At 70.3% G+C, this 19,932-nt stretch carries 19 protein-coding genes; 10 read left to right on the top strand and 9 right to left on the bottom strand.

Annotation, left to right across the window (positions count from 1 at the left end; genetic code table 11):
• Positions 1 to 169 precede the first annotated feature (169 nt).
• Together RHOOR87_RS0109145 and RHOOR87_RS0109140 are read left to right on the top strand one after the other, a co-directional pair.
• Complete coding sequence (locus tag RHOOR87_RS0109145) at positions 170 to 463, top strand: YcgL domain-containing protein (RefSeq protein ID WP_027484848.1); 294 nt, start codon at positions 170 to 172, stop codon at positions 461 to 463.
• Positions 464 to 534: 71 nt separating this feature from the next.
• Positions 535 to 3,975 carry an ankyrin repeat domain-containing protein gene (locus RHOOR87_RS0109140; protein WP_027484847.1) on the top strand — a complete coding sequence of 1,147 codons (3,441 nt, stop codon included), beginning with the start codon at positions 535 to 537 and terminating at the stop codon, positions 3,973 to 3,975.
• A 21-nt stretch (positions 3,976 to 3,996) separates the two neighbouring features.
• On the opposite strand, the gene RHOOR87_RS0109135 is transcribed toward RHOOR87_RS0109140, so the two are convergent.
• The 4 genes from RHOOR87_RS0109135 to bioD form a co-directional block, all read right to left on the bottom strand.
• Positions 3,997 to 5,832 carry a monovalent cation:proton antiporter-2 (CPA2) family protein gene (locus RHOOR87_RS0109135; RefSeq protein WP_027484846.1) on the bottom strand — a complete coding sequence of 612 codons (1,836 nt, stop codon included), beginning with the start codon at positions 5,830 to 5,832 and terminating at the stop codon, positions 3,997 to 3,999.
• A 149-nt stretch (positions 5,833 to 5,981) separates the two neighbouring features.
• Complete coding sequence (gene dcp / locus RHOOR87_RS0109130; RefSeq protein WP_027484845.1) at positions 5,982 to 8,165, bottom strand: peptidyl-dipeptidase Dcp; 2,184 nt, start codon at positions 8,163 to 8,165, stop codon at positions 5,982 to 5,984.
• 106 nt (positions 8,166 to 8,271) lie between these two features.
• On the bottom strand, positions 8,272 to 8,619 hold the full coding sequence (locus tag RHOOR87_RS0109125; protein ID WP_027484844.1) for a hypothetical protein: 348 nt from the start codon (positions 8,617 to 8,619) through the stop codon (positions 8,272 to 8,274).
• Between the two features lie 52 nt (positions 8,620 to 8,671).
• Positions 8,672 to 9,349 (bottom strand): dethiobiotin synthase, encoded by a 678-nt coding sequence (gene bioD / locus RHOOR87_RS0109120; protein WP_027484843.1) that lies wholly within the window; start codon positions 9,347 to 9,349, stop codon positions 8,672 to 8,674.
• A gap of 316 nt (positions 9,350 to 9,665) precedes the next feature.
• Here bioD and RHOOR87_RS0109115 point away from each other — a divergent pair, with 316 nt between their 5' ends.
• Complete coding sequence (locus tag RHOOR87_RS0109115; RefSeq protein WP_231381752.1) at positions 9,666 to 10,346, top strand: hemerythrin domain-containing protein; 681 nt, start codon at positions 9,666 to 9,668, stop codon at positions 10,344 to 10,346.
• Here RHOOR87_RS0109115 and RHOOR87_RS0109110 read toward each other — a convergent pair.
• The 3 genes from RHOOR87_RS0109110 to RHOOR87_RS20355 are packed head-to-tail and all read right to left on the bottom strand — an operon-like array spanning position 10,343 to position 12,333.
• The gene (locus tag RHOOR87_RS0109110; RefSeq protein ID WP_027484841.1) at positions 10,343 to 11,689 is read right to left on the bottom strand and encodes a GAF domain-containing protein; all 1,347 of its coding nucleotides are present in this window, start codon (positions 11,687 to 11,689) and stop codon (positions 10,343 to 10,345) included. The genes RHOOR87_RS0109115 and RHOOR87_RS0109110 overlap by 4 nt on opposite strands.
• Positions 11,686 to 12,186: a hypothetical protein gene (locus tag RHOOR87_RS0109105; protein WP_027484840.1), complete on the bottom strand. Its 501-nt coding sequence runs from the start codon at positions 12,184 to 12,186 to the stop codon at positions 11,686 to 11,688. Before RHOOR87_RS0109105 ends, RHOOR87_RS0109110 begins: the two co-directional genes overlap by 4 nt.
• Before the next feature lie 9 nt (positions 12,187 to 12,195).
• Positions 12,196 to 12,333: a hypothetical protein gene (locus tag RHOOR87_RS20355; protein ID WP_155950938.1), complete on the bottom strand. Its 138-nt coding sequence runs from the start codon at positions 12,331 to 12,333 to the stop codon at positions 12,196 to 12,198.
• Positions 12,334 to 12,391: 58 nt separating this feature from the next.
• Between RHOOR87_RS20355 and RHOOR87_RS0109095 the strand changes: the two genes are divergently transcribed.
• On the top strand, positions 12,392 to 12,883 hold the full coding sequence (locus tag RHOOR87_RS0109095; RefSeq protein ID WP_027484839.1) for a GAF domain-containing protein: 492 nt from the start codon (positions 12,392 to 12,394) through the stop codon (positions 12,881 to 12,883).
• 146 nt (positions 12,884 to 13,029) lie between these two features.
• On the top strand, positions 13,030 to 13,590 hold the full coding sequence (locus tag RHOOR87_RS0109090; protein ID WP_007511018.1) for a hypothetical protein: 561 nt from the start codon (positions 13,030 to 13,032) through the stop codon (positions 13,588 to 13,590).
• Between the two features lie 149 nt (positions 13,591 to 13,739).
• Here RHOOR87_RS0109090 and yihA read toward each other — a convergent pair whose 3' ends face one another.
• A complete protein-coding gene (yihA, locus tag RHOOR87_RS0109085; protein WP_015446543.1) occupies positions 13,740 to 14,420 on the bottom strand; it encodes a ribosome biogenesis GTP-binding protein YihA/YsxC in 681 nt (226 codons plus the stop codon).
• 116 nt (positions 14,421 to 14,536) lie between these two features.
• Between yihA and RHOOR87_RS0109080 the strand changes: the two genes are divergently transcribed.
• From RHOOR87_RS0109080 to RHOOR87_RS19130, 5 genes are all read left to right on the top strand, one after another.
• Positions 14,537 to 15,319: a c-type cytochrome gene (locus RHOOR87_RS0109080; protein WP_027484838.1), complete on the top strand. Its 783-nt coding sequence runs from the start codon at positions 14,537 to 14,539 to the stop codon at positions 15,317 to 15,319.
• 64 nt (positions 15,320 to 15,383) lie between these two features.
• Complete coding sequence (locus tag RHOOR87_RS0109075; RefSeq protein WP_027484837.1) at positions 15,384 to 16,268, top strand: thiol:disulfide interchange protein DsbA/DsbL; 885 nt, start codon at positions 15,384 to 15,386, stop codon at positions 16,266 to 16,268.
• A 60-nt stretch (positions 16,269 to 16,328) separates the two neighbouring features.
• Positions 16,329 to 16,979 (top strand): thiol:disulfide interchange protein DsbA/DsbL, encoded by a 651-nt coding sequence (locus tag RHOOR87_RS0109070; RefSeq protein ID WP_007515092.1) that lies wholly within the window; start codon positions 16,329 to 16,331, stop codon positions 16,977 to 16,979.
• A gap of 136 nt (positions 16,980 to 17,115) precedes the next feature.
• Positions 17,116 to 17,928 carry an endonuclease/exonuclease/phosphatase family protein gene (locus RHOOR87_RS0109065; protein WP_007515090.1) on the top strand — a complete coding sequence of 271 codons (813 nt, stop codon included), beginning with the start codon at positions 17,116 to 17,118 and terminating at the stop codon, positions 17,926 to 17,928.
• Positions 17,925 to 18,338, top strand: a complete 414-nt coding sequence (locus tag RHOOR87_RS19130) for a hypothetical protein (protein WP_043292950.1) — start codon at positions 17,925 to 17,927, stop codon at positions 18,336 to 18,338. The genes RHOOR87_RS0109065 and RHOOR87_RS19130 overlap by 4 nt, the downstream gene beginning before the upstream one ends.
• Here the strand turns inward: RHOOR87_RS19130 and RHOOR87_RS0109055 are convergent.
• Complete coding sequence (locus tag RHOOR87_RS0109055) at positions 18,237 to 19,841, bottom strand: glycoside hydrolase family 17 (RefSeq protein WP_027484836.1); 1,605 nt, start codon at positions 19,839 to 19,841, stop codon at positions 18,237 to 18,239. The genes RHOOR87_RS19130 and RHOOR87_RS0109055 overlap by 102 nt on opposite strands.
• Between the last annotated feature and the right edge of the window lie 91 nt (positions 19,842 to 19,932).

Raw genomic sequence — 19,932 nt, 5'->3', positions numbered from 1 at the left:
GAACTTCCTGCGCTGAACTTTGCCCTCTTGCACAAGGTGTTGCAAGTGCGGTCGCAACAAATAACTAACGACCGCATTTCACTCGAACCGGCACACTCGGAAGCCGGTTCACCGGCAGGCGCTGTTACGCTCGCCTCCCCCGCGCCCCCTCTGCCCACACGGTGCTGCCATGCAATGTTTCGTCTATGCCAGCCTGCGCAAGATCGACAGCTACCTGTGGCTGGCGCAGCGTGATGCGTTCGAGACGCTGCCCGAGCCGCTGGTATTGCTGCTGGGCGAACTGCGTTTCGTGATGGAGGTGCAGCTGGACGAGCAGCGCAAGCTGCCGATCGAGGATGCCGCGCAGGTGCTCGAACACCTGCGCGCACAAGGCTGGCACCTGCAGTTGCCGCCGCAGGAAACCCTGGCTGCCGCCAATCACCCCGCCTATACCCATTCGCCGCGGGATGATCGGGACGAGTGAATCGCGCATCATCGGGCTCGCGTTAACACTTGGTTACCGCCTGCACCGCCAACGATTTCTATACTGTCTCCATGACCCAGCCCAAATCGCGCCGCCGTCCGCCCCTCCTGCACGCCCTGGCCTGGTTCATCCCCGGATGGTTCGCGGTGGCCGTCGCCGGGCTGGTCACCCACCCGCTGACCCTGGTTCCGCTGCTGCTGGCGAACGCGCTGACCATGGCGGCGATCTGCCATGCGATCGGCTTCGACCCCGAGCCGCGCTTCGGTCGCACCGTGCTGCGCCGTGGCGCCGCACACCTGGTGATGTTCACCGGCTACACCGTGCTGGTGTTCGTGCTGGTCGCCTGGCCGATGCTGCAGCTGACCCACCAACCCAGCCTCAGCGCCGCGCTGGTGCTGGCCGCGGCGCTGGTACTGGCGCTGGTCGCGCTGTGGCGGCTGTGGCCGGCGTTCGGCCTGGTGTTCGTGTGGGACGACGCCTACCCGAGCCAGCGCGACGGCTCGTGGATCTTCACCGCCACCCTGCGCAGCATCGCGTTCGGCCGCCACCTGTCGCGCGAAGAGCGCTTCTTCAGCCACTTCCTGCCGGCCGCGTTCGCGCTGCTGGTGCTGGCGTTCGGCGCGATCGCGCTGACCGGCCTGTACGGCGTGCTGCCGCCGGAGCCGCGCGTCGCCGCGCTGGCGATCTACGGCGTGCTGCTGCTGCCGCTGGGCTGCCTGGTGATCGCCAACCGCACGCTGCGCGCGCTGCTGTGCGAACGCCAGCAGCCGCGCCGCCGCGGCGACCACGACCCGCACGCCGCCACCGCGCCGCGCCTGGTGCTGAGCGAGCAGGAACGCACCGCCGGCACGCCGGAGCAGGCCGCCGCGCTGCTGGCCGCCACCCGCGACGGCGACATCGAGCGCGCGCTGGCGCTGGTCGAGGCCGACGCCGATCCCGACACCGCGCCGCCCGGCGACGACCGCGACCAGCGTCCGGTGCTGATGCTGGCCGCCCTGCTGCCCGACACCCGCCTGCTGCGCGCGCTGATCGCCAAGGGCGCCGACGTCAACCGCGCCAGCGGCGGCATCACCGCGCTGCTGGCCGCCACCCGCGACAGCTGGCACGGCCGCGCCGAGGCGGTGCTGACCCTGCTTGCCAACGGCGCCAGCCCGCTGGTCACCGACGCCGAGGGCAACACGCCGCTGCACGGCGCCGTGCTCAGTGCCGACGCCGGCGTCGCCGCGATGCTGCTGGACGCGGCCGCACCGATCAACGCCTTGAACAAGGCCGGCGTCAGCCCGCTGGCCACCGCCTGCCGCGCCGCCAACTGGCCGCTGGTGAAATTCCTGCTGGAACGCGGTGCCAGGCCGGCCCCGGCCGACGGCGAGCCGGCGCTGGTGGCCGCCGCCGGCATCGCGGATGACGATGCCGAAGGGGTGAAGCTGCTGCTCAAGCATCGCGCCGCGGTCAACGCGGTCGATGCGCGGCACCGGCATGCACTGCTCGCCGCTGCGGCCGAAGGCCACGAACAGATCGCCCGTGCGCTGTGCGCCGCCGGCGCCGACGTCAACCTGGTCGACCGTCATGGCAGCAGCGCCCTGATGGAAGCCGCGCGCGCCGGCGCCGGCGGCATCGTGCAACGGCTGGCCGAGGCGCAGGCCGATGCCGGCCTGCGCGACGGCCACGGCCGCGACGCGCTGACCCTGGCCTGCCAGTCGCCGCGTGCGCACGCCGACACCGTGCGCGCACTGCTGGCGCTGGGCGCCGAACCGAAGGCCGCCGGCGGCGACGGCCGCAGTGCGCTCGATCATGCCGCCGGCGCCGGGCGCTGGGACCTGGTTGCCCTACTCGACCCCGACACGCCGCTGCCGGCCAGCCTCAGCCAGGACGTGCTGGGCGAAGGCAGCGACACCCCCGCGCATCTGCTGGACGCGCTGCGCTTCGGCCACTGGGCGATCGTCTCCGGCTTCGTCGAGCGCGTGCGCGACTGGCCGCAGACGGAGCTGGCCCGGCTATATCTGGAACTGGCCGCGCCGGGCCTGGGCGCGGCGCGCCGCTGGCTGCTCGACCACGGCCTGGATGCCGAGGCGCGGCTGGAAGCGCCGCGCATCGACGACGCCGAAACTGCCGACGCGCCGAGCCTGCCGCCGCTGGGCCAGCGTCTGTTCGACGCCTTGCTGCCGCAGTTGCCGGATGCCACCGAGGCGCTGGACGACCTGCTGCAGGCCGGCGCCAGCCCGGCCGGTGCCGGCCTGCTGGCGCAGGCGCTGGCGCATTCGAACGGGGCCGCCGAGGGCGCCGCACTGCCGCTCAGCCTGCTCGAACGCGGCGCCGACCCGTTCGGCGCGGACGCCCACGGGCGCACCCCGCTGCAGCTGGCCGTGGTCAACGGGCAGTTGCCGCTGCTGCAGGCCCTGCTGGCACGCGGCGGCGATCCGAACACGCGCGACCGCGACGGCCGCACGCCGCTGTTCGCCGCACTGGAACACGGCGCGCAGGCGCTGCCGCTGGTGCGCGCGCTGATTGCGCACGGCGCGAATCCCGAGGCGACCGACGCCAACGGCGAGACCCCGCTGGGCCTGGCACTGGAGCACCCGGCGGTGGAACGCTGGCTGGACTGGCGCGACTGGCCGCGGCCGAACCGCGCGCTGCGCGCCGACGACCTGCCCGCCGTCGCCAGGGCCGGCGCGCTGGCCAGCGTGCAGCGCCTGCTGGAACTGGGCTTCGCGGTGGACACCCGCGACAGCCAGGATGCCACCGCGCTGCTGCATGCGTGCGGTGCCGGCCATCGCGACATCGCCGCCTGCCTGCTCGACGCCGGTGCCGATCCGTCGCTGGCCGCACGCAGCGGCGTGACCCCGCTGGCCGCCGCCGTCGCCGCGCGCCGCGAGACCCTGGTTGCGCTGCTGCTGCAACATGAAGTCGCGGTCGACCAGCGCCTGCCGAACCAGGCCACCGCCTTGATGGTGGCCGCGGCCATGGGTTATCCGGACATCGCCGAACAACTGCTGGACGCCGGCGCCGACGTCAACGCGGTCGACGACGCCGGCCGCAGCGCGCTGCACGCCGCCGCCCAGTTCGGCTTCGAACACAACGACAGCCTGCGCGCACGGCGCCTGTTCGATGGCCTGCTCAAGCGCGGCGCCGACATCAACCATGCGGACAACGAAGGCAAGACGCCGCTGCTGCTGCTGCTCGGTGCACAGCTGCGCCCGGGCAGCGAATGCGACGCCACCCATATCGGCGCACTGGTGCCGCTGCTGCTGGAGGCCGGCGCCAGGGCGGAACACGCCGACCAGCGCGGCGTCACCGCGCTGCATGCCTGCGCCATGCACGCACTGCTGCCGCCGGCACGCGTGCTGCTGTCGCGCGGCGCCGACCGCAACGCGGCCGATGCGTTCGGGCGCACCGCCGCCGACGTGGCGCGGCAGCTGGGCTACGTCGACATCGCCCACGAACTGGCCGCACGCAGCAGCGCGATCCCCAGCGTGCGGCAGACCCTGCGCCAGCCGGCGCAGCCGTCGGATTAGGGACGCCCCAGAAGCGCCGGTCTATTCCTCTTCCTCGCTGGTCAGCGGCGTGCCCGCATCGCGCTGGCGTTCGCGTTCCGCGCTGCGCTCGGCATCCGCCTCGAACAATCGTTGCAGGTCGATCATCGCCTCGCGCGTGCTCTGGATCAGCTTGGTCTCGTCGTCGTAGACCAGCGCCTGCTTCTTCAGCAGTTCCTCGTCGTAGCGACGGAAACGCTCGACCCGGTCGGCCGCCAGCTCGTGCGGCAGGCCCAGCGCCTCCAGCGTCTTGCGGGTCATCTTGAGGCTGGAGTGGAAGGTCTCGCGGACCGGTTCCTCGACGCCCATGTCCATCAGCCGGAACACGTGCTGGCGGTTGCGCGCGCGGGCGATGATCTTCAGGTGCGGGTACTGCCGCCGCACCAGCCGCGCGGTGCGCAGGTTCGCTTCCGGATCGTCGGTGGCCAGCACGAACACCTCGGCCTTGTCGGCCCGCGCCGCGCGCAGCAGTTCCGGCCGCGCCGGATCGCCGAAGAACAGGTTGACGCTGCCGAAGCGGCGCGACTGGTCCACCTGGTCGGCCGAATGCTCCAGCGCCACGAACGGGATGTTCTGCGCGCGCAGCACGCGGGCGATGATCTGGCCGACCCGGCCGAAGCCGGCAATGATCACCCGCGGCGTGTCGGCCTCGATCGTGTCGAACTCGCGCGGCGGCTTGTTCGGCCTCACGTTCAGCGCCTTCGCCGCCAGCACCACCAGCAGCGGAGTCAGCGCCATCGACAAGGTGATCGCCAGCACCAGCGCGTCGCGCTGGACCACGCCGATCAGCCGTTGTTCGGCGGCCTGGCGCAGCACCACGAAGGCGAACTCGCCGCCGCAGGCCAGCAGCACCACCAGGCGCAGCGTGTCGGAGCGGTTGAGCCCGCCCAGCAGCCGCCCCAGCGGCCACAGCAGCATGCTCTTCAGCAGCAGCAAGGCGCCGACCAGGCCGAACATCAGCCCGGGTCGGTGCAACAGCAGCGACAGGTCCATCGACATGCCGACGCTGATGAAGAACAACCCCAGCAACAGGCCCTTGAACGGCTCGATGTTCGATTCCAGTTCGTGCCGGTATTCCGAATCGGCCAGCAGCATGCCGGCCAGGAACGCGCCCAGGGTGGCCGACACGCCGGCCATCTCCATCAGCAGCGCCACGCCCATCACCACCAGCAGCGCGGTGGCGGTGAACACTTCCACCGAATCGGCCTTCGCCACGAAGCGGAACACCGGGCGCAACAGGTAGCGGCCGCCGACGATCACCGCCACGATCACGCCGATCGTGCGCAGCACCGCGAGCAGGTTGAAATCCTGCGCGGTGGAGGAAGCCAGCAGCGGCACCGCGGCGATCAGCGGGATCGCCGCCAGGTCCTGGAACAGCAGGATCGAGAACACCTGGCGGCCGTAGGCCGAACCGGCCTCCTTGCGCTCGGCCAGGATCTGCAGGCCGAACGCGGTGGACGACAGCGCCAGGCTGCCGCCCACGATCGCCGCGCCCTTGCCGGTGAGGCCGAACAGGAAATAGCCGGCCGCCGCGATCGCCACGCTGGTCGAGAGCACCTGCAGCAGGCCGGTGCCGAACACCGAGCGGCGCATCACCCACAGGCGTTGCGGCGACAATTCCAGGCCGATCACGAACAGCATCAGCTCGACGCCGAACTCGGAGATCGTGGCGACCCCTTCAGTGTCGTTGACCAGACCCAGCAACTGCGGCCCGATCGCCACGCCGGCGATCAGGTAGCCGAGCACCGCACCCAGCCGGAAGCGCTTGGTCAGCGGCACCGCGATCACCGCAGCGAGCAGGAACACCACCGCGGTCTGCAGGAAATGATGGCTGTCCACGCGCTGGGCAACTCCGGTCGGCGATGCCCGATTATTCCACGCGACGGATGACCACACGGCATCCCCGCAGCGTTTCCATGACGCGGTTGCCGGAAAAGATCAGGCCCGCACGTGGCGGGCCTGATCCTGATGCAAGGGCGGCGCGCCGCTTACGGTTTCGGCGCGTCCTTCAGCCCGCGGTTCTCCAGCATCGGCTCGATCTCCGGGTCGTGGCCGCGCCAGTCGCGGTACATCTTCGCCAGCTCCTCGGTGTTGCCGCGCGACAGCACCATCGCGCGGAAGCGGTCGCCGTTCTCGCGGGTCAGGCCGCCGTGTTCCTTGAAGCCGATGAAGGCGTCGTCGGCCAGCATCTGCGTCCACAGGTAGGCGTAGTAGCCGGCGGCGTAGCCGTTGCCCCAGATGTGCTGGAAGTAGCTGGAGCGGTAGCGCGGCGGCACGTAGCTGAGGTCGATGCCGTCCTTCTTCAGCGCGGCGGCCTCGAACTGGTCGGCGTCCTGCAGCGGCGCGTCGGCGCCGAGCATGTGCCAGTTCATGTCGAGCAGGGCGGCGGCGACCAGCTCGGTCATGTCGTAGCCCTTGTTGAACTTGCCGGCCTTCTTCATCTTGTCGACCAGCGCCTGCGGCATCGGCTCACCGGTCTGGTAGTTTTTCGCGTAGTGGGCGAACACCTTGGGGTCGGTGGCCCAGTGCTCGTTGAACTGCGAGGGGAACTCGACGAAGTCGCGCGCGGTGTTGGTGCCGGACAGGGTCGGGTACTGCTCGTCGGCGAAGATGCCGTGCAGTGCATGGCCGAACTCGTGGAACATGGTGGTCACGTCGTCGAACGACAGCAGCGCCGGCTGCCCGGCGGCCGGTTTGCTGAAGTTGCACACGTTGAAGATCACCGGCTTGCTGCCGAGCAGTTTCGACTGCGTGACCAGGTTGTCCATCCAGGCGCCGCCGCCCTTGTTGTCGCGCTTGAAGTAGTCGGTGTAGAACAGCGCCAGCGACTTGCCGTCCTTGTCGAACACCTCGAATACGCGCATGTCCGGCTGGTACACCGGGATGTCGTGGCGCTCCTTGAAGGTCAGCCCGTACAGCTGGTTGGCGGCGTAGAACACGCCGTTCTGCAGCACGTTGTCCAGCTCGAAGTACGGCTTGATCTGGTTCTCGTCGAGATCGAACTTCGCCTTGCGCACCTGCTCGGCGTAGAAGTTCCAGTCCCACGGCGCCAGCTTGAAATCGCCGTGCTGCTGGTCGATCACGGCCTGGATGTCGCCTGCCTCGGTCTTCGCGCGCGCGGTGACCGCGGGCACCAGATCCTGCATGAACTTCAGCGCCGTTTCCGGCGTCTTCGCCATCTGGTCGTCGAGCTTCCACGCGGCGTAGTCGGGATAACCGAGCAGCTTCGCCTGCTCCGCGCGGATCTGCGCCAGCCGCTCGATGGTCTTGCGGGTGTCGTTCGCGTCGCCCCGCTCGGCACGGGTCCACGAGGCCTCGAACAGCGCCTGGCGGGTGGCGCGGTCGGTGAGATCCTGCAGCTCCGGCTGCTGGGTGGTGTTCTGCAAGGTCAGCACGTACTTGCCGTCCTGCTTGCGCTCCTTGCCGGCCTGCGCGGCGGCGGCCAGCTCGGCGTCGGACAGGCCGGCCAGCTGCGCCTTGTCGGCGATCACCGGCGCGGCGTCCTTGGTGGCGGCCAGCAGCTTGTTGGTGAAGGCGGTGCTCAGCGTGGACTCTTCCTTGTTGAGGTCTTTCAGCTTCGCCTTGTCGGCATCGGAGAGCTTGGCGCCGGCGTGCACGAAGTTCTTGTAGACCACCTCGACCAGGCGCGCGGATTCCGGATCGAGCTTGAGCGTGTCGCGCTGGTCGTAAATCGTCTGCACGCGCTGGAACAGCTTGCCGTCAAGGTGGATCGCGTCCTCGTGCGCGGCCAGCTTCGGCGCTTCCTGATCCTGCACCTTCTGCAGCGTGTCGTTGGTGTTGGCGCCGGTGACGGCGTTGAATGCCGCCATCACCCGGTGCAGCATCGCACCGGATTTCTCCATCGCCACGAAGGTGTTCTCGAACGTGGGCGCGGCCGGGTCGTTGGCGATCTTCTCGATCTCCGTCAGCTGCTGGCGCATGCCTTCCTCGATCGCCGGCTGGTAATCGGCGTCCTTGATCTTGTCGAACGGCGGCGCCTGGAACGGCAGCGTGCTGGCGCTGTAGAACGGGTTGCTGGTCATGGCGGTGGTGCTGCTGGCGGCGGCGACCGAGGCGGCCGGCGCGGGTGGGTTAGCGGCCTCGTTCGGCTGCTGCGAGCAGGCAGCCAGGGCCATCGTGGTGGCGATCACAATCGTGCGCAGACGAAGCATCCGGTTTCCCCAGGTTGAGAGGTACCCGTCAGCGGGTACGGCAAGTCATGGCCGCCGACTGTAGCGGCAGCGCGGGCAGTTTTCCAAACCGCGCGGGGAATCGGCTTCAGGCCGCGCGCAGGTCGCGCAGTTGCCACGCCGCGCCGATCAGCAGGTACAAGCGGTGGCGCACCACGCTCATCGGCAGGTCGGTGATGAGGTCCACGTCGGTGCGCAGGTCGGCGACCTGCGCCTGCACCTGCGCCGCCGGATCGGTCGCACCGAGACTGGCGTCGACCGCGTCGGGGTCGGGCTGCGCCGCGCGCCAGCGCCGGAACAGGGTGTCGTCGCGCAGCGCCTGCTGCAGCGCCGCGGCAAAGTCGTTCGGGCCGGCGCCATCCCAGGCGAAACGCGGATCGTCACCGCGCGCATGGGCCAGGTCGGCGATCGAGAGGTAATAGTGGTTGCGGGCCATGACGTCTCCGGACTTCGGGCAGGTACTTATCCCAGCACGCCGCACGTGAAGTTCAGTCCAACGCCGCCACCGCCGCGCGCAGATAGCCGGCAGCCCGCACCGGCGCCACGCCGTGCGGCAGCACGCCCAGGCACGGCGCCGGCAGCAGTTCGCACAGCGTGGCCAGGTTCTCCTCCGGCGCGTCCATCGCCGGGTCGACGCGGTTGCCGATCCAGCCGAGCAGGCGGCAGCCGTCGGCCACGATCGCGCGCGCGCTGAGCAGGGCATGGCTGAGGCAGCCCAGCCGCAGGCCCACCACCAGGATCACCGGCAGCTGCCACTGCTTCGCAATATCCGAGGCGAACAGCCCCGGCGCCAGCGGCACCAGCCAGCCGCCGACGCCCTCGACCACCACCGTGCCGTGCGCCGCCTGCAACCGCCCGAACGCCTCGCGCAACGGCGCCAGGGTGATCGTCACGCCGTCGTGCGCCGCCGCCAGGTGCGGCGACAGCGGCTCGCGCAGCGCCACCGGGTTGAGCTGCGCGTACGGCAGCTCCACGCCGCCGGCGGCCAGCAGCGCCAGCGCGTCGTCGTTGCGCAGGCCGTCGGGCGTTTCCGCGCAACCGCTGGCCACCGGCTTCATGCCGCAGGCGTCGCGGCCGGCCGCGCGCAACGCGTGCAGCAGGGTGCAGGCCGCGTGGGTCTTGCCGATGCCGGTGTCGGTGCCGGCGATGAACACCGCGCGGCTCATGCGCGACGCTCCTTCGTTGTCCGCCAGCCCGTTTCTACGTTGTGCATCCGTGTTTCCTCCGTGGTCGAGCCGGGCGCGATGGTCGGCGCCGCTGCGCCGGCGTGGCAAGCATGACGTATGGCATACGCCGGCGCGGCACTTAGGAATTTCTTAGGAAATCCGCAGCGAAGTTTTAGGAAACGCGCGCGGCGCGCCTGCCTAGACTGACCATTCCCGACGCGTTGCATCGTGCAGCGCCGTCGTTCCCCCCATCCCATCACGGCAGGCCATCATGCACCACTTATCCCCCCGATCCGTCGCGGCCGCGTCCGCGCCCGTGCGCTACAACATGTACGGCTTCATCCACAAGGCGCTGCGCGCCTTCATGGCCGATACCCTGCTGCGGCTGGGCCGCATGGACCTCGCCGACGAGCGCGAGGTCGACGCCACGCTGCGGCAGGCGCGCGAGCTGCTCGGCTTCTGCCGGGTGCACCTGGACGACGAGAACCGCTTCGTGCACCCGGCGCTGGAAGCGTGCGAGCCGGGCTCGGCGGCACGCATCGCCGGCGAGCACGTGCATCACGAGGGAGACATTGCGCTGCTGCTCGAGCAGGTCGACGCGCTGGAGCAGCGGCGCGTCGACGCCGCCGCCGGCGAGGCCGCCAACAACCTCTACCGCTGGTTCGCGCTGTTCGTCGGCGAGAACTTCCAGCACATGGACTACGAGGAGCGTGAGCACAACGCGGTGCTGTGGGCGCACTACAGCGACGCCGAGCTGCTGGCGATCGAAGGCGCGCTGGTCGCCTCGTTGCCGCCGCAGGCCAGTGCGCTCGGGTTGCGCTGGATGCTGCCCTCGCTCAGCCACGCCGAGCGCCTGCAGCTGCTGGGCGGCATCCGCGCCAACGCCCCCGACCACGTGTTCGGCGGCGCGCTGGCGCTGGCCCGCGCCCACCTGGACGAACACGACTGGCGCAAGTTGTCCGCCGCGCTGGCGCTGCCGGCGGCACAGGCCGCCTAGGGCCGCGTGCCGGCGGGCACATCGACCAGCTGCAGCGGCCGCTCCACGCACAGGCGGAAGCGGCCGCGCCCGGTCTTCTCGATGCGCACGCAGGCCCCGCGTTCGAGCAGCCGCCGCTGCAGCAGGATCAGCCGCGCCTCCAGGTTGTCGCTGATGTCCGGCAGGCGGAGGCGCGGGTCGAGCCGCAGCTCGCGGTTGGCGAAGCTGCTGCGGCCGGCCTCGTGGTCGCGCAGCAGGGTCCACAGGATCGCGCCGGCCACGCCCTTGATCAGGTAGTCGTCGCCGAAGAACACGCTGTCGTTCTCGGCGTAGTGGCGCACCGTCACCGGCGGCCCGGCGACGCGGCGGCGACGCTCCTGCGCCGGCAGCGGCTCGGCCGTGCCCTCGGCGGCGTCGCGGAACAGGTTGATCGCCAGGCCGAGCTGCGCGGCCAGGGTGACCAGCGCGTCCTCGTCGTCGTAGCCGAAGCGCAGGTCCTGCGGGCTTTCCACATACAGCACGCCGAGCAGGCGGCGGCCGGCGCCGATCGGCACCGCCAGCTGGCTGCGCGATTCGGCCAGGCCCGGCGGCGGGATTTCGGTTTCCAGCCGGTCGGCCTCGCCGCCCTGCGCCACCGCCTCGCGGATCGCGCGGCCGTAGGCGTACTCGCTGGTCATGTGCGCGATGCGGATCGGCGTGCCCTCGCGCGCCGCCACGCCGATCACGCCCTCGCCCAGCGGGATCTCCGAGCCGACGCCGGACTGCTCGTAGCCGCAACTGGCCAGCGTGAACAGCTTGCGCCCGCCGCCGTCGAGCAGCAGCACCATCGCATGGCGCACGTCGAAGTCCTCGCGCAGCGAGGCGAGCATGGCCTCCAGCAGGCTTTCCAGGTCGGCCGCCGCGGCCAGCCGCTGCGCGGCGTGCCGCGTCGCCGCCAGCAGGTTGCGCCGCGGCGGCGCGGGCGGCAGCGGCCGGCCCGGCACCTGCTCGATCGCCTGCACGCGATAGACGTCCGAACCCTTCAGGCGGAACACCCCGCCCATGCCGACGTGCGAGGCGATCCCCGCCAGCTTGGCGCGCATGCGTTCGAACAGCGGTCCCTCGGTCTCGGTGCGCAGGTAGTGCAGCGACAGCCGGTACATCGTCGCGGTCTGCGGGTGGATCAGCAGCAGCCGCGCCTGCGGGTTGGCCAGGATGTTCTGCCGGGTCTTGTTGAAGAACTGGAACGACAGCGCCAGGTGGCTGCCGTCGAGGTACTCGATCTGCGACAGGTAGGCCACGTTTGGCGTGCCGTCCGGCGCGCAGGTGGCCATCACGCCGGGGATGCTGCCGTCGAAGCATTCGCGGATCGCGTCCAGGTTCATGGCGCCGGCTCCAGCGGGCGGCCTGCGTCGGGGCCGGGCGTCTGTACGAACGCCGCCACGGGAGTGAACGCCACCACGCTCAGCGTGTCGTCGTCGCCGGCCAGCAGCGCCCGCGCCAGCGCCTCGCTGATGCCGATGCCGCCCAGCTCGGCCACCAACGCCGCGCGGTACGCCGCCGCCCGCGCGGCATCCGCCGGGCGCGCCCGCGCGATGCTGGCGTCGTCGCCCTTGAGCTGCAGCGAGCGGTGCGTGCTGGGGCTGGTGAACACCACCGCGAGGCGCCCGTTGCGGCGCAGGTCGTCGAACAGCGCCTGCGCCTGGCTGGCCTGCACGAACAGCTGCACCCGGCGGCGATCGCGGCTGACCCGGCAGCCCTGCGCGCGCACCAGCTCCGGCATGTTGGCGGCGTTGCGCGAAGCCACGATGATCGACGCCGCGCCCTCGACGAAGCGGACGTGTTCGGCATCGAGCACTACAGTGGGCGGGTGGGCCGGCATGCGCTGTCCTCAGGCCGTCCGGCCACGGCGCCGCAAGCGCGCGCCGGGCGGCACGATCCGCCACCGCGGGGCCGGCACGAAGACGCCGCCCGCGCAGATGCCCAGCCGCCCCGCCTCGATCGCCTCGCCTTGCTCGGTCGGACCCATCCGGCTCTCCCCTGCATCGGTGCGCGCATAATACGGGCTTTGCTGCAGGACACGCCGCATGTTCGAACTGAAAACCCACGCCTACGCCAGCAAGCGCGAGCACTACGACGACCTGGTGCGGCAGGCGCGCGGCATCCTCGCCGGCGAGCGTGACCTGATCGCGAACGCGGCGAACTTCGGCGCGCTGGTCTACCACAGCCTGCCCCAGCTGAACTGGGCCGGCTTCTACCTGTACGACGGCACCGAGCTGGTGGTCGGCCCGTTCCAGGGCAAGCCGGCGTGCATCCGCATCGCGCTCGGCCGCGGCGTCTGCGGCACCGCCGCGCAGACCCGCCAGACCCAGCTGGTGCGCGACGTCAACGCGTTCGACGGGCACATCGCCTGCGACGCCGCCTCGCAATCGGAAATCGTGGTGCCGCTGCTGAAGGCCGACGGCAGCCTGCTCGGCGTGTGGGACGTGGACAGCCCGGTCACCGACCGCTTCGACGACGACGACCGCGCTGGCATGGAAGCGCTGTGCGCGGTGTTCATGGCGTCGGTGGACGGCTGACGCGAGACGAATCGATGGCCTCGGGCCAAGGAACCTTGACCCACGATCATTCGTGGGATATGGACAGGTAGTGACTGATTTTCCCTTGGCGGACACGAGGGGAAGTACTGCTTCACTGGCACCTCAATATCAGCAGGGAGCACGACATGCATAAGCTTTGCAAGGTAGTCATGGGCGTGGCGTTCATCGGCTTGGCATCCGGTGTTATTGCCGCCGAGCAATCATCACTCCCCAAACAGTTCACCACCACGTCCAGTACCGGGACTCAGCAAGTTGCGGTACGCAGCGACGGAACGATCGAAGCACAGAACGCGGAACCCGGCCTGACCACCCACATCACCATTCGGGTGGTTGGGCACGCGGCGATTATCCAGACTGATGACGGCATTTCGACGACGACCAAGGTCGTCGATCTCGACGCCAACACTGCTTGGCTGAAGTCGCATCCTGATCTGGCACTCAAGATCCAAAATGCGCGGACGTGGTTGATGCAGCACAGAAAGTCCACCCATGCGCCGCTGATGGCAGCACTCGGCGGCACTTGTTCTACAGAACTGCAGCGCTTGCTGGATGCTGCCGACGCTGCAGTAGCGGCATGCTCTGGGGGCGGTGGCTTGATGTGCGCTATCGCCGTGGGCGAATACGGCAAAGCAAAAGATGCCTACGACAACTGCATGAAGGTTATCTCACCCCCACGCCAGGAATAACCACAGGGCGAGTTTCATAGCGGCGAACGGGCCGGCAGCAACACTGTCGGCCCGTTTGTTCGTGCGATGCGCCACGGCGCACGCGCCCTGTCCGCTACGGTCGGCGTGACTTCGGTGCAGCCGCCAGCCCGCGACCACCCGGCCGGGACTCACGCTTCACGCGGCTGCCGCAGCAGCGCCGCCACCGCCTGCCGCGCCTCGTCCACGCCGGTGCCGGCGGTGGAGGAGAACACCTGCGCGGTGGCGTGCAGGCCGTCGGGAAAGCTCTTGCGCATCGCCGCCAGTGCCTGCGCGGCCTGGTTGCGCGAGAGCTTGTCGGCCTTGGTCAGCAGCAGGTGGCAGGGCAGGCCGCTGGCGAAGCAGAAGTCCAGCATCATCCGGTCGAACTCCTTCAGCGGATGGCGGATGTCGGCGATCAGCACCACGCCGCGCAGGCTGCGCCGCTGGTGCAGGTAGCGGTCGATTTCCTGCTTCCAGTGCTCGCGCATCTCCAGCGGCACCTTGGCGTAGCCGTAGCCCGGCAGGTCGATCAGCCGCCAGTCGGATACGTGCTGGCCATCGACGGTGACGGATGCTCGCGCCGGCACGTCCCGCAGCGGCGGCAGGCTGAACGCCACCATCTGCTGGGTGCGGCCAGGCGTCTTCGAGGTGCGCGCCAGGCCCTTGTGCCCGGTCAGCGCATTCAGTGCGCTGGACTTGCCGGCGTTCGAACGTCCGGCGAACGCCACCTCGGCACCCTCGTCGGCGGGAAGCTGATCGACGCGATGGGCGGCGAGCACGAACTGCGCGCCTTGCAGGGGATTGGACCTGCCTTGCAGGGGATTGGACATGGGGATGGTTTGACCAAGCTATGGTGGCACAGGGATAATTCCGAGGTTTCTGCCTGTGGCTGGCCGCATGGCCGCCATCCCTGGCAGTGTTCGCAAGTCTCTCGGGAGTCAAGTGTATGAGTTTTCGGTCTGCTGGTTTTCGACCCACGGTTCTCGGGTCTGCCCTGGCCCTCGTGCTGGCACTGTCCGCCAGCGCCGTGATGGCACAAGACGCCAAACCGGAGACTGCCACGCCAGCCGCCGTCAGCACCGCGGCAACGCCTGCAGGCGCAGCCACTGCCGCCGCGCCTGCACCGGCGGCCACCGCAGCTGCGGCCAAGCCGGGTGACGCCACCGCCGGCCAAGCCAAGGCCGCCGTCTGCGGCGCCTGCCACGGCATGGACGGCAATTCGACGAACGCGCAGTTCCCGAAGCTGGCCGGCCAGAGCGAGCAGTACATCGTGCGCCAGCTGACCAGCTTCAAGGCGGCCAAGCGGCAGAACCCGATCATGATGGGCATGGCCGCGCCGCTGTCCGAGCAGGACATGCACGACCTCGGTGCCTACTTCGCCAGCAAGACCGCGCTGCCCGGCGTGGCCGACCAGGCGCTGGTGGAACGCGGCCAGACGCTGTTCCGCCAGGGCGACGCCGCGCGCGGCATCCCGGCCTGCATGGCCTGCCACAGCATCGACGGCCGCGGCAATCCGGGCGCGATCTACCCGCAGCTGGCCAGCCAGCACGCGCAGTACATCGAGGCCACGCTGAAGGCCTGGCACGACGGCACCACCTGGGGCGACGACGCCCGCGCACAGGTCATGCCCGCGATCGCCAAGCAGCTGAGCGCCGACGACATCGCCGCGCTGGCCAGCTACATCGAGGGCTTGCACAGCGCCGACAGCCAGCCGGCCAGCGCGCCCTGATCGAACCCGCGCCGACCGAAGTGTCGGCGCAGTCGTCTTGCGTCCCGCCTTTTCGAGGTCCGCCATGCTGAAGCGTCTGCCATTCCTGTGTGCCGCCCTGCTCGCGCTCGCCGCCTGCAGCCATGACCGCGACAGCGGCAGCACGGCGACGGCGCCGGTCGCCAGCAGCAGCGCCGAAGCCGCCGCGCCGGCCAGCCCCGCCACCAGCACCGCACCGGCAGCGGCCGGCAGCGCGGCGCCCGCCAGCACCGGCACGGCCGCCGCGCTCACCCCCGGCGAACCCGCGCCGGCCGCGAGCGCCCCGGCCGTGGCCGCGGTGCCGTTCGTCGACAACGGCAAGTGGGTCGAGGGCAAGCACTACTTCCTGATCGATCCGGCGCAGCCGACCAGCCACCCCGGCAAGATCGAGGTGACCGAGGTGTTCTCCTACGGCTGCCCGGCCTGCAATGGCTTCCATGCCACCGTCGACCAGATCGCCAAGAGCCTGCCGCCGAACGCGGTGATGAACTACCTGGCCGCCTCGTTCCGCCCGGACGAGAACTGGCCGATGTACCAGCGCGCGTTCTACGCGGCGCAGGCGCTGGACCTGGTCGGCAAGACCCACGACGCGATGTTCGACGCGGTATGGAAGAGCGGCGAGCTGTCCACCTACAACCTGAAGGCCAGCGGGCTGAAGCCGCACGAGGCGTGGCCGACGATCGAGGACGCGGCGAAGTTCTATGCCAAGTACGGCGTCGATCCGAAGGAGTTCGTCGGCGTCGCCAACTCGTTCACGGTCAACACCCGGATGAAGCGTGCCGACGACCTGATGAAGGCCTACGGGGTGGACAGCACGCCGACCATGATCGTCAACGGCAAGTACCGCTTCACGGCCAGTTCCGCCGGTGGCTACGCGCAGTCGATCGAGCTGACCCAGTGGCTGGTCGCCAAGGAAGCCGCCGGCAAGTAGGCGGTTCGGTTAATCTGACCCGTACGGCGGCCCCACCGCCAACCCGCGAAGAGAGACCCCATGTTCAAGCGATTCGCCCACCCGCGCCTGCTCACCCTGCTCGTCGGCCTGTTGCTGGCCAGTGCCTGCACCGCGCAGTCCGGCGCGCCGGCACCGTATACCGAGGGTACCGAGTACGTCACCCTGCCCGCTCCGCACCAGCGCTACAGCAGCGAGGGCAAGGTGGAAGTGGTTGAGGTGTTCTCCTACGGCTGCATCCATTGCGCGCAGTTCGCGCCGACTGCCGAGAAGCTGCGCCAGCAGCTGCCGGCCGGCGTGGCATTCAAGCTGGTGCCGGCGCCGTTCAGCGCCGAGTGGCTGCCGTATGCGCGTGCGTACTACGCGGCAAAGCAGCTGGGCGTGGTCGAGCGCACTCATCTGAAGCTGTTCGACGCCAAGTTCGCCCAGCATTACCCGGTCAACTCGCTGGACGAACTGGCCGACTTCTACGCCCACGAAGGCGTCGACCGCGCCGCCTTCATGCGCCTGGCCACCTCGGCGGAGGCCACCGCGAAGCTGAAGGAAGATCTCGCGCTGATCCAGCGCTGGCAGGTGGACGGCACCCCGACCATCGTGGTCAACGGCAAGTACCGCGTGATCACCATGCACTCGTTCGACGAGATGGTTGCGGTGACGCAATGGCTGGTCAAGCGCGAGCTGGCCGGCAAGTAGGCGACGGCCGCGGCGCCGGGCGACCCGACTGGCGCGCTGTTCATCTGCGGTGGATCATGCTGGGCGGCGTACCCGGCGCGTGAGCATGACCCATGAACATGGCCGCCGGCATCCCCTTCCCGTGTAGTGTGTTGCCATGAGCCGCGCCGCCACTCCCCAAGCCGCCCCCGTCGAGCGCCGCCTGCGTCTGCTGAGCTGCAATATCCTGGCCGGCGCCAGCGTGCAGCGCTACCGCCAGTACGTCACCCGCAGCCTCAACGCGCTGCTGCCGGGGCGCAGCAAGATGGACAACCTCGACCGCCTGGCCGAGGTGCTGGCGCAGTTCGACGTGATCGGCCTGCAGGAGGCCGATGCCGGCAGCCTGCGTTCGGGCTTCCTCAACCAGACCCGCTACCTCGCCGAGACCGCCGGCCTGCCGTTCTGGAGCCACCAGCCGAACCGCGCGATGGCCCGGCTGGCGCACTCGGCGAACGGCCTGATCAGCCGGCTGGAGCCGCACACGGTGCTGGATTACCCGCTGCCCAGCCGGATCCCCGGCCGCGGCGCGCTGCTGGCCCAGTTCGGCGAAGGCGACAACGCGCTGGCGGTGATGATCGCGCACCTCTCGCTGAGCGCACCGGCGCGCGCGCGCCAGCTCGGCTTCATCGCCGAACTGCTGCAGGATTTCCCGCACGCGGTGCTGATGGGCGACCTCAACGCCGAGCCCGGCAGCAGCGAGATGCAGCAGCTGTTCGCCAAGTCCACCCTGCAGCCGCCGGCGCAACCGACGCCGACCTTCCCCAGCTGGAAGCCGCGGCGCGCGCTGGACCACATCCTCACCTCGCCGGCGATCCGGCTGGAGAAGACCTGGGCGCTGCCGCAGGCGTTCTCCGACCACCTGCCGCTGGCGGCCGAAATCAGCCTGCCGGCGACCGTCGGCGGCAAGGCCCCGCCGGGCCGCGCACAATGACCGCGCCGGCATGGCGAAGGGCCTGGCCGTGGCTGGCCCTGCTGCTGGTGGCGCTGCTGGCGACATGGCTGCGCTATGGCGTGGTCGAATCCAGCGCGATCGGCCAGCTGTGCAGCGCCGACGGCCCGTGGTGGTGCCGCTGGCGGCAAGCGCTGGTGCTCGGGTTTCTGCACGACGTCTACGGCATCGCGGCGCTCGCCGCCACCGCGCTGGCGCTGCTGCGCCGGCATGCCTGGCTGGCCTGGCTGGCCGCCGCGCTCGGCATTCTCGCGCTGCAGCTGTACTGCTTCGAGAGCGGCGCGCTGGCGCTACTGGTCGGCAGCCTGCGTCTGCTGCGGCTGCAGGCGCCGCGCGCGGTGCCACTCGACCAGCACCGGCAAGGCCAGCAGCAGGTTCATCCCCAGCCATAGCCACGCCACCGCGGTGAGCCCGGCTTCCTGCAGCAGCACGACCGCGGCCAGCAAGGGCAGCCACGGCGCGAGGAAGCGCTCCTCCGGCAGCGGCAGCGCCGGCGCGTGACGCTCGCCCAGCCAGCCGAGCAGCGCGTAGCCCAGGCACGGCAGCCAGAACAGGCCCAGCGGGAAATCCCGGTAGCGGCCGTCGACTGCCAGCAGCAGGCCGTAATAGGCCAGCGCAAACAGCCAGCCGGCGCGCAGCCAGCGCGGCGGTGCGGCGGACGCGGTCGTGCCGGCCAGCCGCGCGGCGATCCGGCGCGCCAGCCGCAACGCGGTGAACAGGGCCAGTGCGCAGGCAGCGAGCGACACCACCCACTCCCAGCCGTCGCGGCAGGCGTACAGCATCTGCCGGAATTGCCACGCCAGCGCGCCGCCGCTGGCCATGCCGGCCAGCGCCAGCGCCAGAGAGCCGCGCCGGCGTCGCTGGCGGCCGCCGGCCAGCACGAACAGCGCGACGCCGGCCGCGCCGGCGAGCCAGCCGAGCCACCAGCGCGGCTCCTCGATCACCGGCCCCTGCATGGCGAACTTCGGCCGCGCCTGCGCGTCGAAGATGCCCCAGTAACCGCCGGCGGTGCCTTCCTGCGCGCGTTTCCACGGCTGGTCGAACGCCTCGATCACGTTGTACGGCATGTGCACGGTGGCCGCGTAGCGCAGGAACTCGCGCAGGTAGCGCGCCTCGTTGACCACGCTGGCGCTGGCCGCCTGGCGCGGCCGTCCGGCGCTGGGCCAGCCGGTCTCGCCGATCATCACGCGACGGCCGGGAAACGCCTGCTGCACTTTCGCGTACACCGTCGCCACATGCTGCACCGCGCGCTCGGGCGGCACCGGCTGGTCTTCCCAGTACGGCAGGATGTGGATGGTGAGGTAGTCCACCGAGCCGGCCAGCTCGGGATGGCGCAGCCAGAATTCCCACACGTCGGCATAGGTCACCGGCACGTGGACCGCCGCGCGCACCTCGCGCAGGTAGCCGGCCAGTTGCGCCGAAGTCAGCTCGCCGCGCAGCAGCACCTCGTTGCCCACGATCACCCCGCGCAGCACCTGCGGGTACTTGTTCGCGGTGGCGATGCCCAGCGCGACCTGTTGCGCATTCGCCTTAGCGTCGCCGCTCAGCCAGATGCCCAGCAACACTTTCATGCCGTAGCGCCCGGCGATCGCGGGCACCGCGCTGAGGCCTTGCCCCTGCGAGTACGTGCGCACGCAGTCGAAGCGCTGCGACAACGCGCGCAGGTCCGCGTCGATGCGCTCGGGGCTGATGTAGGCGTTCGCATCCAGCGGCGTCTCGCCGGCCTGGCGAAACGGCGCGTAGGAGACGCAGGCGATCCGTGCCGATGGCGCCTCCGGCAACGCCACCGGCCGGCCGATCGCCCACCACCAGGCCGCCCCGGCCAACGCCGCCAGCAGCAGCGCCAGCCACGCCGGCCAGACACGACGAAAGTCAGGCGGAGCTGCTGGCGACATGCCGATCCCGTGAAGGTGTGGAAACCAAGCGTGTCAGCTTAGCAGGCGCGCCGGCACACCCTCACCGCCGCGCGACAAGCGGTTCAGGCGC

Origin of the sequence: Rhodanobacter sp. OR87 (assembly GCF_000473345.1) — a bacterium.
In the GTDB taxonomy this organism is placed as follows: Bacteria; Pseudomonadota; Gammaproteobacteria; order Xanthomonadales; family Rhodanobacteraceae; genus Rhodanobacter; species Rhodanobacter denitrificans.
The sequence above is the reverse complement of the archived record's forward strand: the minus strand, read 5'-3'. Positions and strand labels throughout refer to the sequence as shown.

Coding starts and splice junctions, on each gene's coding strand:
- RHOOR87_RS20355 (WP_155950938.1), bottom strand. CDS start 12,333: ATGGGTCCGACCGAGCAAGGCGAGGCGATCGAGGCGGGGCGGCTGGGC.
- RHOOR87_RS0109105 (WP_027484840.1), bottom strand. CDS start 12,186: ATGCCGGCCCACCCGCCCACTGTAGTGCTCGATGCCGAACACGTCCGC.
- dcp (WP_027484845.1), bottom strand. CDS start 8,165: ATGCTTCGTCTGCGCACGATTGTGATCGCCACCACGATGGCCCTGGCT.
- RHOOR87_RS0109095 (WP_027484839.1), top strand. CDS start 12,392: ATGTTCGAACTGAAAACCCACGCCTACGCCAGCAAGCGCGAGCACTAC.
- RHOOR87_RS0109110 (WP_027484841.1), bottom strand. CDS start 11,689: ATGAACCTGGACGCGATCCGCGAATGCTTCGACGGCAGCATCCCCGGC.
- RHOOR87_RS0109090 (WP_007511018.1), top strand. CDS start 13,030: ATGCATAAGCTTTGCAAGGTAGTCATGGGCGTGGCGTTCATCGGCTTG.
- RHOOR87_RS0109125 (WP_027484844.1), bottom strand. CDS start 8,619: ATGGCCCGCAACCACTATTACCTCTCGATCGCCGACCTGGCCCATGCG.
- RHOOR87_RS0109145 (WP_027484848.1), top strand. CDS start 170: ATGCAATGTTTCGTCTATGCCAGCCTGCGCAAGATCGACAGCTACCTG.
- yihA (WP_015446543.1), bottom strand. CDS start 14,420: ATGTCCAATCCCCTGCAAGGCAGGTCCAATCCCCTGCAAGGCGCGCAG.
- RHOOR87_RS0109065 (WP_007515090.1), top strand. CDS start 17,116: ATGAGCCGCGCCGCCACTCCCCAAGCCGCCCCCGTCGAGCGCCGCCTG.
- RHOOR87_RS0109070 (WP_007515092.1), top strand. CDS start 16,329: ATGTTCAAGCGATTCGCCCACCCGCGCCTGCTCACCCTGCTCGTCGGC.
- RHOOR87_RS0109075 (WP_027484837.1), top strand. CDS start 15,384: ATGCTGAAGCGTCTGCCATTCCTGTGTGCCGCCCTGCTCGCGCTCGCC.
- RHOOR87_RS19130 (WP_043292950.1), top strand. CDS start 17,925: ATGACCGCGCCGGCATGGCGAAGGGCCTGGCCGTGGCTGGCCCTGCTG.
- RHOOR87_RS0109140 (WP_027484847.1), top strand. CDS start 535: ATGACCCAGCCCAAATCGCGCCGCCGTCCGCCCCTCCTGCACGCCCTG.
- RHOOR87_RS0109080 (WP_027484838.1), top strand. CDS start 14,537: ATGAGTTTTCGGTCTGCTGGTTTTCGACCCACGGTTCTCGGGTCTGCC.
- RHOOR87_RS0109055 (WP_027484836.1), bottom strand. CDS start 19,841: ATGTCGCCAGCAGCTCCGCCTGACTTTCGTCGTGTCTGGCCGGCGTGG.
- bioD (WP_027484843.1), bottom strand. CDS start 9,349: ATGAGCCGCGCGGTGTTCATCGCCGGCACCGACACCGGCATCGGCAAG.